This window comes from endosymbiont GvMRE of Glomus versiforme (assembly GCF_003546845.1).
The window spans coordinates 567,741-579,869 of record NZ_NWVA01000001.1 but is presented as its reverse complement, the minus strand read 5'-3'; the positions used below and the strand labels follow the sequence as shown (position 1 = coordinate 579,869).

The 12,129-nt window shown below is 34.9% G+C and carries 14 protein-coding genes; 5 read left to right on the top strand and 9 right to left on the bottom strand.

From position 1 onward, the window contains the following. The first annotated feature begins 8 nt into the window (after positions 1–8). Genes GvMRE_RS03265 through GvMRE_RS03245 form a run of 5 tightly spaced genes read left to right on the top strand, consistent with a single transcriptional unit; the run spans position 9 to position 2,356 of the window. The gene (locus tag GvMRE_RS03265) at positions 9–704 is read left to right on the top strand and encodes a hypothetical protein (protein ID WP_147409839.1); all 696 of its coding nucleotides are present in this window, start codon (positions 9–11) and stop codon (positions 702–704) included. A 5-nt stretch (positions 705–709) separates the two neighbouring features. After that, the gene (gene map, locus GvMRE_RS03260) at positions 710–1,483 is read left to right on the top strand and encodes a type I methionyl aminopeptidase (RefSeq protein WP_147409838.1); all 774 of its coding nucleotides are present in this window, start codon (positions 710–712) and stop codon (positions 1,481–1,483) included. Further along, entirely contained in the window at positions 1,476–1,718 is a 243-nt protein-coding gene (locus GvMRE_RS03255) for a hypothetical protein (RefSeq protein WP_147409837.1), read from the top strand. The genes map and GvMRE_RS03255 overlap by 8 nt, the downstream gene beginning before the upstream one ends. Before the next feature lie 4 nt (positions 1,719–1,722). After that, positions 1,723–1,842: a 50S ribosomal protein L36 gene (gene rpmJ / locus GvMRE_RS03250; protein WP_147409836.1), complete on the top strand. Its 120-nt coding sequence runs from the start codon at positions 1,723–1,725 to the stop codon at positions 1,840–1,842. A 25-nt stretch (positions 1,843–1,867) separates the two neighbouring features. After that, complete coding sequence (locus GvMRE_RS03245) at positions 1,868–2,356, top strand: hypothetical protein (RefSeq protein WP_147409835.1); 489 nt, start codon at positions 1,868–1,870, stop codon at positions 2,354–2,356. Between the two features lie 33 nt (positions 2,357–2,389). Here the strand turns inward: GvMRE_RS03245 and GvMRE_RS03240 are convergent, their stop codons facing one another. The 9 genes from GvMRE_RS03240 to GvMRE_RS03200 all read right to left on the bottom strand — a co-directional run bounded on the left by GvMRE_RS03240 (position 2,390) and on the right by GvMRE_RS03200 (position 12,087). Next, complete coding sequence (locus tag GvMRE_RS03240; RefSeq protein ID WP_147409834.1) at positions 2,390–4,225, bottom strand: leucine-rich repeat domain-containing protein; 1,836 nt, start codon at positions 4,223–4,225, stop codon at positions 2,390–2,392. Then, positions 4,225–4,680, bottom strand: coding sequence for a hypothetical protein (locus GvMRE_RS03235; RefSeq protein WP_147409833.1), 456 nt, complete (start codon positions 4,678–4,680; stop codon positions 4,225–4,227). The genes GvMRE_RS03240 and GvMRE_RS03235 overlap by 1 nt, the downstream gene beginning before the upstream one ends. A gap of 35 nt (positions 4,681–4,715) precedes the next feature. Beyond that, a complete protein-coding gene (locus tag GvMRE_RS03230) occupies positions 4,716–5,795 on the bottom strand; it encodes a hypothetical protein (protein WP_147409832.1) in 1,080 nt (359 codons plus the stop codon). Between the two features lie 177 nt (positions 5,796–5,972). After that, positions 5,973–6,875 (bottom strand): hypothetical protein, encoded by a 903-nt coding sequence (locus GvMRE_RS03225; RefSeq protein WP_147409831.1) that lies wholly within the window; start codon positions 6,873–6,875, stop codon positions 5,973–5,975. Between the two features lies 1 nt (position 6,876). Beyond that, positions 6,877–7,908: a hypothetical protein gene (locus tag GvMRE_RS03220; protein ID WP_147409830.1), complete on the bottom strand. Its 1,032-nt coding sequence runs from the start codon at positions 7,906–7,908 to the stop codon at positions 6,877–6,879. Next, positions 7,901–10,012 carry an AAA family ATPase gene (locus GvMRE_RS03215; RefSeq protein WP_147409829.1) on the bottom strand — a complete coding sequence of 704 codons (2,112 nt, stop codon included), beginning with the start codon at positions 10,010–10,012 and terminating at the stop codon, positions 7,901–7,903. Before GvMRE_RS03215 ends, GvMRE_RS03220 begins: the two co-directional genes overlap by 8 nt. Beyond that, positions 10,012–10,884, bottom strand: a complete 873-nt coding sequence (locus GvMRE_RS03210; protein ID WP_147409203.1) for a hypothetical protein — start codon at positions 10,882–10,884, stop codon at positions 10,012–10,014. Before GvMRE_RS03210 ends, GvMRE_RS03215 begins: the two co-directional genes overlap by 1 nt. Further along, positions 10,877–11,071: a hypothetical protein gene (locus tag GvMRE_RS03205; RefSeq protein ID WP_147409201.1), complete on the bottom strand. Its 195-nt coding sequence runs from the start codon at positions 11,069–11,071 to the stop codon at positions 10,877–10,879. The genes GvMRE_RS03210 and GvMRE_RS03205 overlap by 8 nt, the downstream gene beginning before the upstream one ends. Continuing rightward, positions 11,071–12,087 carry a hypothetical protein gene (locus GvMRE_RS03200; protein WP_147409385.1) on the bottom strand — a complete coding sequence of 339 codons (1,017 nt, stop codon included), beginning with the start codon at positions 12,085–12,087 and terminating at the stop codon, positions 11,071–11,073. The genes GvMRE_RS03205 and GvMRE_RS03200 overlap by 1 nt, the downstream gene beginning before the upstream one ends. Positions 12,088–12,129 lie beyond the last annotated feature (42 nt).

The following is a 12,129-nucleotide window of genomic DNA, read 5'->3' as shown; positions in this document are numbered from 1 at the left end:
TAGACCATATGACCGAAAAACAATCATTATTAGCCAGAAAAAAAAGTAAAATTGTTTTATTATTAATCAACCCAATATTCAATTATATTACTTGGAAAGAAGAGCCAAACATTTATTATTATTCACTCAATGAACTTATTGTTGACCGCAGGGAAAAATTAATGGCTTGAAAAGAACAGAAAAGCGACGATTTAATTTCTTTCATAGAAAAACTGAATAATTCAGAAATTGCCAACAATGAAAAACTTAAACAAATTTTAGAAATCCAAGCAAGCAAACTTATCTTTATTAACTATCCGCGAAGCAAAGAAAACTTACAAGAATTAGAAAAATGAATTCGTTTTGCTGACCAAAGTCCACCAGTTTTGCTTTTGGTCAATTTTACGGAAAAAACGGAAAAAATTTTTGTTGAATTGAAAAACGCAAGTATCGTTTGCCCTCTCTGCGAAAAATCTTGAAAAAAAGAATCAACTATCCAGGACGGAAATTTTCTTTGTCCTCTTGACAAAATAACTTTTTCCCAAAAAGAAGTAGAGGAATTTACTGAATGATTACTTGATGACCACGTAAAAAAAAGTGTTGAAATAGTTGAGTATGGCAAAAAAAATAAGTACAAAATATTTCAACGAGAATTATCGCTCCCGACCGATTTTGAATCTGAAATTCTCCAAAAATCCTTACAAGAACAAATCAATAAAATTTAAATAAAATGGAACTCCAGGAATTACTAAAAATGCGAAAAGTAGGTCAAGTGGTGGCTGACATTTTAAAAACCTTAAAAAAAGAAATAAAAATTGGTATGACCGGTCAAGATTTAGCACAACGAGCCCAACAGTTAATGAAAGAAAAGAAAGTCAAATCTTCAATCAAAGGCTATTTAGGATTCCCTGCTGCAATTTGTGTTTCTTTAAATAATGAATTAACTCACGGAATTCCGGACCATCGTCCATTTAAAGAAGGAGACTTGATATCATTTGACGTAGCTTGCCATCTCAAGGATGAAAAAGGTATTGCTTACCATGCCGATGCCGCAATGACTGTTTTGCTTAGTGAAGGAAAGGAAAAAGACAGCGAAGAAAAAGAAAAATTAATTTTGATTACCAAAAATGCTCTCCAAAAAGTTATTGAAAACATCAAGCCTAATATTACTACTACCCAAGATATTGGCAAAATAATTGAAGAATATGTTCAAAGCCAGGGTTATCATCCAGTAAAAGAATACGGTGGACATGGTATTGGTAGATTTATGCACGAAAGCCCTTTTATTCCTAATTATAAAATCTCTTCTGAACGAAGTGTAGTTATCCGAGAAAATACTGCTATTTGTGTAGAACCATTAGTCCAAATTGGCAGTGCTGAAATTAAACTGTCTCCAAATAATTGAACCGTACTTTCTGCTCAAGGTCAACTCAATGCTCATTTTGAACATACTATTTGAGTGGGCGAAGAAAAAGTAGAGGTTTTAACTAATTATAATGAATAAAAAAACAATTTTTTTAGAAGAAAAGGGAGAAATAGTCAAGAAATATAATGTTAATTCTTTTCAAGTTAAATTAATTAAAAATAATCTTTTAATCACTGCTGATGTTGCCAACCGCTTAAAAGCCAAGGACAGAAAGTGAAAAACAATTATGGAAAGAGACAAAGTTCTAGTTGAAATTCCTTTGGGAGGAGGCTCAAAAGGAAGAATTGTTGGTCTTTTATCCTTAAAAACATAAATATATGAAAGTGCGCAGTTCCGTCGAAAAAATTTGTAAAAAAGGTTGTCAGTTTGTGCACCGAAAAGGAGTTTTGCGGGTTATTTGTAAAGTTAATCCAAAACACAAACAAAGACAAGGTTAATAAGAATATTCATAAGTTACGGAAGTTGGCAGAAGAGAAAAAGAGCAAGAATGATAACTCCGGAGTATTAGAGATTGCCAAAGACGAGCAAGGAGTAGAATGATTGTTATATCTCAACTTAATTGAAGGTGAATATGATGCTCACTCCCGAGCCTTAGAAGAGAAAATCAACCCTAGCACAGTTAATTGAGATGATTTTATGATTGATGAAGACCAAATGAAAAAGTATCGGATAGTTTACTCCATCCAAGACTTCTTTTTTTGTGAATTAGGAGAAAGGAAAGTCCACAAGAAATATGCTTTGCTGCATTTCACCAAAAACACTAAGCAAACTGATAGCACTCTCATTAACTTTTGCTTTGATTGAGAGGAAGTAGCTAAAAGTAAGTTAAAGAATTGTAGGTTAAGGAAAAAAGAGGAGATTGTTAAGAAATGAGTGAAACTGCTTAAAGAAGGAATGTTGAGGTTTAGAGATTATCGGAGTCGGGATTGATTTTTAGGGTTGATAAAATAAGGAAATCTAAGGAAAAACAAAGGAATGATTAAGTTATTTCTTACTTGAACCAGGAGTTCCGTAAGGAAATTGAATTATTTTTGCTTCCTGTTCAAGATTTTGCATCTCAATTACTTCATTAGCATTCTCTTTTTTAGGTAAAAGATTAGTTTTAGAGGAGGCTGGTGTTTGCTGTTTTTCTTTGAAATATTTATCTAAATCAATTACTATTTCTCGCTGATTTTCATTTTGCTCATCTTTTAAATCTTTATCACTAAGATAAACTATTATTAATTTTCGTAATCTTTCAGCAGTTTCTTTAATTTCCTCTAATTCCTTTTTTCAATTCTTTCAGTTTTTTCGTAAGTTTTGAGGAAATTCTTCTTTAGCTCTCTTTCATTCTTCATCATTAATTTTGTTGTTATCGTCATAGTCATACCTTTTTCAAAAGTCATAAATATTTTTTTTTAAATCTTCGAATACCCTGCTGGTTGATTCATCTCTTATTAAAGATGTGTCAATAGGTTCGAGCATTTTTGTTAGTTCATCACAATTATCTCAAATTCTTTCTGAACCTTCATCAAATGCAATTTTATCTGATTTATTTCTTTCATATCCTGCTTCTAGATTAGAAATAACTACCTCTATAAAAGGAGAAATTAAAGTTGTTCAATCACTCATACTCGAATCACCTCTGATTAATTGAACTCCACTAGTTACTAGAACTCCTCAGTTGGCTCATCGAACGGTTTTAATTGCATACTCAAATCTTTCAACTCACTGTAAATCTGATAGCCCATTCTTTCATCTATCAAGAAATTTTTCTAAGTCACGTCGAGTAGTATATAATTTTTCTAGAGAAATGTTTAAAATTCTTTTTTCTTCGACTTGTTTATTTTTTTTCAAAAGGTTTAGATTATTAGGAAAATCTTCACCAAATTCTTTTAATTCTTTCTCAAGAACTTTTACTTTTGCTTCTGGTCTTTTATCTGCTGAACACTTAAAATACTTTAAACTATCTGGTAAATGTTCTAAACCACTATCAATATCAGTATTACTAATATTAAGTTCTTCTAATTTATTCATATTTTTTAAAGGCTCTAAACTACCATAAAAATGATTATAAATTCCTTGGTTAATTTTTTCTTGATTTCAATTTACTAATTCCAATTTCTTTAAATTAACCAAATGACTTAACCAACTTAAATCTTGTTCAGCAAAATTATTATTAGAGAAAAAAAATCACTTCAAATTAATTAAATTTTTAATATTTAATTCAATAAGGTTATTATCATCAATATTCAATCATTCTAACTTTTTTAAGTGATTAATATTTAAGTTGGTTAAGTCATTTCAAGAAATATCCAATTCTCTCAGTTTTTTATTATTAGTTAAATCTAAATTAGTTAGGGAATTGCCAGAAAGATTAAGTTCTTCTAAATTAGGTAATTCAGTTAAATCTATATTTATTAGTTTAGAAAATTTAGCAGATAATCCTCTTAAATTAGGACAATTACTTAGATAAAGTTGGTTTAGGTTTTTTTGTTTTTCAATATCTATAGATTCTAAATTAGGATAATCAGAGATAGTTAGGAAACCATGAAGTTGTTCTGAAGAATTTATTGTAATTTCTTTAGCTTCTGGTTTATTAGGATAGTTTATATTTAATCAGTTTTGATTGTATTCTTTACTTGCCTTTTCTAAATTAACTGTAGATGGCTGATAATTATTTTGTTTTAAGTAAGAGGCAAATTTATATTCATCAGGTTTTAATCCTACTTCTATTCAGGATTTAGTTTGTTGGTAAGTGAAGTTTTGTTCTTCTCAGTTTTTTTGCAGATTTAATCATGAATACCCAAAATCCTTATGAATATTTTCTCAATTAGTCATTATTTATTTTCCTTTCTCGTAAAATATCACACTAAGCCTGCTATCACTACTACTAGTCCTATTCCTCCTAAAATCCACGGGAGATAATTCTTTGGCTTGGCTGGATTGCTCTCTCTCTCTCCTGTTAAGTGAGGTTGTTTAGAACTAGTTTTTGCTTTATTTGAGAATTGAGTAGATTTTGTTTGGCACTCATGCTCTATTTCGGTTTGGTCTCCAAAATCATTTTTTTTGATACTCATTTTTCCACAGTTATGAGGACAAGCAATATAACTATATCCTCCTGTAATAGAATATTGAATTATACTATCTCCCACATGATGGGTATACATTTGATTTTTTTCGATATATTTTTTACAATTTACTTCTCAATCTTCATGTTTAGCCAAAGTTTTTTCTAGTGCCTTTTGGCAAACTTTACACAATTTTTCTTTACTACATTTTATTTCTTCACTCATGATAATTATAGTTTTAATTATGACATGCCAAAAAATTAATCTCCATCCTCATCATCTCCTCCGGGGTCAACATCACCAGGGTCGATATCTGTCGGGTCTGGGTCTTGTCCTGGATCAGGTTCATTCGGGTCTATCTCTGGTGGGTCAGGTTCGATTGGTGGTGGGTCAATGTCTGGAAAATCATCTGGGTCAGCTGGGTCAATGTCCGGAGGAATATCAGGCTCGATTGGTGGTATTTCTGGTTCACCTCCACTTGGGTCAAAGGGGTCAACTTCGGGAAAGTCATTATCAGGGACGATATCTCCTTCTCCAGGTTCGGGAACATTTATTTCAGGGTCAGATAGAGGAATTTCTGTCTTTCCACCAGAGCCTGCTGGTGGGCTTCAATCCAAAGCCTCAAAATCATCATGGTTAGGGATTTTTTGTCATTCTATCCTAGAACTTCCTCCTTTGGTTGTTCACCTTATGGTGCCACCTTGGGGAATAAACCCATAGGCTTCTGTGAAGGATTTGTTATCTTTGCCTCGGATATATTGCCCCGTGAATTCTCAAACATCTCCTGAACCACCTAAACATTTCCCATTAGGACACATTCACCTGCCATCTTGTTTAGTAGCTCCTGTGAATTGAGTAAATCAGGGTTCATAAGGCAAACCGGTATGTATTCTATCTAGGCTATCACTGCTGCCATTATCATAGCCAGAATGGAGAGCAGTATAACCTTGATCTTTGGCTCCACAGCCGATACAGGAATAAACATCTATGAATTCTTTCACGGGTTTGTTGAATTTCAAGTCAAATCCTCTATGAGTGTGTCCTTCGTGTAAATCACTATCTTGGAAACTTTGAGGGAATAAAACTAATCAATGGTCTTTGCTACCATCCTCGAAAGTTATGAAAAAGTGAGCTCTTTGGTGGAAGTTAGTGCCTTTGGTTCTATCGATGTTATTAATGTATTCTTCGGAGCCTGGAATTGCTTGTCCGATATAGGAGTTGCCTCCTGTTCGTGAATATTGAACTTGGCTTATTATTCCCCTAACTCCCAAATCAGGATTAACAAAATGTTTCTTCTTGTCTTCATAAAATGTGACCCCACGAGCAAAACATTCGACCATTCTTCCGTCTGGGTCATAGTCCGGGGTTAATTTACCTTGATAAAACCCTGGTTTGAGAATATTTCCTAATTTTTCGAAAGTAATATTTAAAGGGTAGGTGATAGGATTTTCGTTATTATTATGTTTGAGGTTATTTAAAAGGTTATTGCTACAATATACACGGCAAGTAAAAGGATTTTATTCATTCCTCAACCAATAATCAAACAAATTATAAGGAAATTTCACTGTGTTGGCATAAAAAACAGAAGGTTCTAACATGGCTTCACTGGTAAGATAACTGGTGCTTTGGAATAATCTTTGGGTCTGTAATTCTTGGTTTCGGTTATCTTTTTCTCGCTTCATGAAATCCTTACCTCTATCTTTGCCAACTAAATTGCCTGCTATTTCTTTCTTTGCTTCATCTGTGCCACTAGTATCGACACCAAAGAAACTCCCTGCTGCTTTTTGAAGACCACTCATAAATTTTGTTGCTCCGTCAATCATTACTTTTACCAAGGACATATTAACTATTCCTTGTCTAACTTCTATTTTCCATTTAAAGAAAATGTGACCACTACGGAAAAAGACATAAGTGCCTGATGGTGTGGCTCTTATTTTTCAGTCAACTTGTATTTGGTGTTCATTGTTAACCCTCAAATGAGCTAAGTTAGCCGTAAACAAAGAATTATTAAGAAAATAGAATTGAAATGTTGAATGTGCCAAATTATGTGGATGTGGTTTTCAAACTTCTTCAGGAATAGGAATTTTTAGCATCTTTTCTCTAACATAAAACAAATCCCCATCAGCATTATAATCACTAGGAGCAATAAAAGTTTGATATTCTTTTTCGGTAAGAACAGTTCAAAAGTCTTGACCTACTTTTTTAACTTTATAAAATCCTGGTATGAAAATTTCTGTATCAGGAATATCTCTGCCACCAATCCCATCATCTATTACTTGTTTGATTTTAAAAAGGGCAAAACTAATCTTGCCATCTTCTGGTCAAGGAATATCAAAAATATTTTTAGTGCCTAAATCTTGACAAAATGTGTAATGTAAATGTTTATTTCTGCAATGAGGACAAACTGTAAAATGTTCCATATTATTCTAAATTCCTCCCCCAATAAATAGGATGATTCCCACTAACTAAACTACCCATAGCATTAACAATCCACGGCAAATCTCTCCAAACTCAATCTTCTCTCAAATAAACACTAACATAAAGGTTTCTCGGGTTCAAATAATTAAATCCGTCCACAACATAAACTTTCACACTTTTCTGATGAAACCAAACACAAAATAAATAAGGATTATTAAGATTGAAACCTTTTCTATTTTGGCAAGTTATTTCCAAGCCTTCATGAGTATCTTTCTTAATAAATCCTAACTGTAAGAAAGGTAAGCCATCACTAATACTTTCTGAGCCTAAATCAAACAATTTATCCCGAGCCTCTTCCATTATCTTTAAGCTTTCTTTTCATTCACTGGTTCCTAACTTTCCGGCTTCTCAATCTTTAAGAAATTTCTTTAAGGCTAATCAGATGCCTCGGGCTGTATCGGTGCCTTTTTGTTCGATGAGGTTAAGTCATTTTCGGTAAAACACCCAAGAGATATTAAGGTTAGTTCTTCCCTCTTTTAGTTTTTCAATATCAGCCTCAATTAATTCTTGTAATCTTTCCTTCTCAAAGAATTCTACATTATTAAATCCTTCTCAAACTTTCTTGGCTTCGGATTTGCCGAGATATTCTCTTTCAAAAATAAGTAAATCTAAGAAAAGACTGCTGCTTTCACCAATGATTTTGTTGTTGAGTAGTCTTTTACATCGGAATAAAAGAGTTTTGTCTCCTTTGGAGCTTTCTAAGACAGGGTAAATATTTTCTTGGAAGTAGGGAGAGAAAGAATTAATTAATCCTTCCACTTTCCCGTTTAATTCTTGGCAATAAGTAGTGAATTTAGTCTTAATTTCTTGGTAAGGTTTGGGTAGGGGTAATAATTTATACTCTTTATTCCACATATTTGGGTATTGGTCTTTCATTCTGCTAAAATCCACAAATAAGAATAAACTGTCCCATAATTCCTTTCGGGTATTTATATCTATCTCTTGAATTTGATTGGTTTGTTCAATACTAACCATGATACTCCTCCATATTCTCCCTTCAGCCTTCCACTTTCCCCATATTAGCCACAAAACAAACACAACCTTCTCTATGTTCATTATTCCTATTCACACTATACGGACAAGCCCTTCTTCCTCTATCCGCATCACCCTTATCAATCTGTTCCTTCCTCACAAACTTCCAATCATAATTAACAATATCCTCAGGCAATTCTTTTTTAGGAACTAAGAATTTAGCTTTCAAAGTCGGAATCAAACTCATTAAAATATTGTCCTTGGCTCCTCTAATACTCATGGTTCAAGTCAAAGCTTTCTTATATAATTCCTCGTGGTCGAACTTCTGATAAATTTCTTCTCAACCCTTCCCATAGATTTTTTGGAAAGCACCCTCATAACTCTTCAACTTATAAGCTAAAATATTCTTCAAAACTTCAATCCTTTGCTGATAATTCAATGGTTCAACAAAAATCACTCTAAATCTATCTTCAGCAAAGTCTGGTAAGTCTTCAGGATAGTTTCCTGTGCCAATGAAAATAATGTTATCACACGGAGTAGGGAAGTCAAAAAAGTCATCTTTAAAAACTTTAGCCAAAGTTCTATCAGTCGGATTTCCCAAAGCTCTTTTAGCATCTTTTCCAGCTTTCTCTAACTCGTCAAATAAAATCACACAAGCAACATCTTCTCTCCGGGAAATAGCCTTCACAATTTCTCCTGGTTCAGCTCCAGGATTATCAATTCCAGTTCCGTGGATAATTGAAGCTTGTTGTTTACCGTTCATTAGAGCAACATGGAATTGCCGACCTAATGCTTTGGCTAGGGCTTGGCTGATATAACTTTTTCCTAGTCCTGGTTCCCCTAATAAGAAAAGCATTAGATTATCAGGTTCGTCTCCTCCGTATTCTTTGTAAAACTCTCAACTTTCTAGATAGTCACAAATCATATCAATAATGTTCTCATAGCCGATTATTCTAGTATAGCCTTCTCTTTCTCCTCGACAACGAGCTAAAAATTCAGCTACCGTGGGGAATTCTAATCCTTCTTGTAGTTTTTCATAAGCTTTCACAGCTCCCGTAGCAACTTCTAATCTTTTGCTAATTCTGGGCTTCCGATTAGAGGTATCGGGCAATTTCTTTAATTCTTTCTCAATCTTGCCGTGATAAATCTTTAATCTTTCTAGGTATGGAATAGTTTCATCTCACTCATTTCCTTCGGGAGGTTTAGTGGTTCCGGTTTCTTCGGTCATTTCTTCTTCATATTGAGCTTCTGTGATGTATTTTCTCCTGCCTGTGACTGGGTCGATTACGGGAACTACGGAGACCCCGAACATTTTAATAAAAAGCCGGTTAAATCTTGGGTAATACTTGCTAAAATCCAGGATAGTTAAGGCAAAATTGTTTAATAGTCGGCTCAGGCTGTTTAGTTCGTAAACATCTTGCTTTACTGTGGAGACATTCTCATCTTTTTTGCTTCGGTGGTGTTCTTTATTGACATGGTTGATTTTATCAGTAGTGTTTTTTCGGTTAGAGTTTCGATTACCTTGTCCTTGCTCTTGGGTTTGAGTGGATAGTTGTTGTTGTCGGCTAAATCCTCCGTAAGTTCCTGAGGATAAATCTACGTTACTAAAAGTAGGAGTGTTCTTTTGATTACTCTGTTTTTGATCACTTCAATTTTGGTTTTCATTTCCTTGGGTGGTAGTTCTTCCCCCTTGGGTTTGGGTTTTATCGTAGTTTTGGGAAGTTCGAGTGTCCGTGGTTAGTTTCAAAGGTTTTAGTCATTGCTTAATGTTCCTAAAAACATCTTGCCATAATCATTCTGTCCTTCTGATTTCAGCAATCACAAAAGTAAGTTCAGCTGTGAATTGGGCCATAAAGTCATCCTCGTAGGGTTCGAAAGTTCGATATTGGTATTTCAGAAAATAATGCTTGGCAATAAAAACAGCATTCATGCCATAACCACTCATGAGGGTTTTTCGGGTTTCTTCAGCTGTGAGAGTGGCAGGCACTAAATCATAGACTACGGATTCTAGTCTTGGTTTCATTTCGGTTTTGGCTCAGAATTCTGGAAAGCCATTGGGGAATAATCTTGCTAGGGATTGTTTAGGGACTGTTCTTGGTTCAGTCATTATTCACTCCTCCTTTTTAGGTCAAATTCTTTTTCCAGGATTTCACTAGCTGAGGAATATGGGTATTTTTGCCAAAGTTCGTCAGTGATTAAGTCGGCTTCATTAAATTCTTTGACATTGGGACGACAAGTAGAGCAGATTAAGTATTCTTGGAGGGTTTGGTCTAGTTTCATTTTAGTAGGGACTTGGTGGTGGTTTTTTTGGCAGGTGTGGCAGGTGAATTGGATGGGTTGTTCTTGGATTTGTTTTTCGGCTGCTTTTCTGGCTTTTACAGAGCAGGAACGACAGAAAGAATGATTGGCAAATTGTCGGCTTAATTCTTGGTGAGATTTGGTTTGATTACAGTCGGAGCAGGTGAAGATGGTTTGTTCTGGTTTTTGGACGGGTTTTACTGGCTTTTCTTGGCTGGCTGTGGTTTTACTTAACTTCTCCTCTAATTCTCTTATTCTTTGATTTGCTTCCACCAAAGCTTTTTCGGCTTCTTGGCTGAGGGTTTGGGACTTTGGTTTTGATTCTAGTTCTTTTATTCTTTCTTCAGCATTGAATAACTCAGCAGAGGTTTTGGAGAGATTTAAAAGGTGATTTTGAGCTGTTTTACTCCAATAACTAACCTGTTGCTGTAAATCTTTCACATTATTGGCTGGTTTGCTAGGTTGAGTTGGTTTTAAGAGGGGGCTGTCGGGAGGGGTTGGATATTGGACAATAGGGGAGGGTGAATTGTTAGTTTTTACTGGTTTCAAAGGTGGTGTTGGTGGGGGAGTTAGTAATTGGTTGTTGGTTTGGCTGTTCTTTTTCTGTTTTTTAAGGTCAGAGGGTTTAATTCCTGGTTTCACATTCTTTAATAATTCTTCTTGTAATTTGGTTTTATTCATGTTTGCCTCCTTTCATTTTCTCAATCTCTAATTTTAATTCTTTAATTTCCCGTTGCTCCCTGCCGTTTTTCTTTTCTAGTTTGGTTACTCTGGCTTCGGCTTTGAGGGTTCGATTAGTAAGCATAGCCACCACAAAAACGAGAGCTATCACCAAAGCTAGGGCAATGTGGCAACAACCGATATTCATTATTTACCTCCTCCTTTTTCTTTTTCCAACTGGGCTAGTTTTTGTTCTAGTTCTTGGGCTGGGTCAGGTTCTTTTTGGTTCTCTTGGATTTCCTTAACTTGCTCTATTTCAGCTTCTTGTCTTTCCTGTCAGGCTCCGTAAGTTAGCTTGTGTTCTCCGGAACAGAATTGTTTGTCTTTGGCTTCTTTAATACTCTTCATTCTTTCTCTTCACTTATCCCTCTCCAAAGCTACGAATTGGGCTTCATTGAGTTCTATTTCAGGATTGTTTTGTCGGTCTTCTTTTTTGGAGGTGAGATGACGGATACCGAATACTCTCCTTAATTCTGAAAAGTCTTTTAAATAATCCTCGTGGAGTTGTTTTCTTTCTTCAGTGCCTTTGGTAGGGGAGTAGATTTCCATTTTCTTGATTTCATTGGTGGTGGAAGGGTCAGCAATATAGAAAAGATAATCCTTTTCAGCAGCATCTATTTCTTGGGCTTGAGTTTCTTTGGAAGGGTCATTTTCCACATGGAGAAAGACTTTCTTTTTAGACTTATCTCGGTCTCACTTAATTTTCTCTTTAATATCCCAAAGGTCTTCAAGGTAGATTTCTTCGGCTCCTTCAAGGTTGGGTCGGTGGGTGGGATTATTGAAAAAGCAGACTACTTCGGAGGGGTCAATGAAGGATAATTGGCTTTTTTCTTCGGGGGTTAAGTTTTTGGTTAATTCTTCCTGTTCGGCTTTGGTTCTCACTAAGGCTTCTTTGCCGTCACGGTATTTGATGGTTAAGTTGATGGGTTCTTCTAAGCCGTTTAGTTCATAAGATTGGATGCTGACAGTTAAGAATTTATCCTTAGTTACTTTTACTAAGGCTCCGTAGCCTTTTTTACTGTTTTTTCTTTCTAGATTTCCCCAGTTGAGAACTAAGGGACAGTTAGGATTGGAGCATTCTAAGTGAGAAATTCCGATATGGCAATTATGGAGAAACTCCAACATATTGGCTTTTCAAAGGTCTTTTTGGGTGGGTTTATTCATATAGTGCCTCCTTAATTAATTTGATTTCTTTTTGGAGTAGGG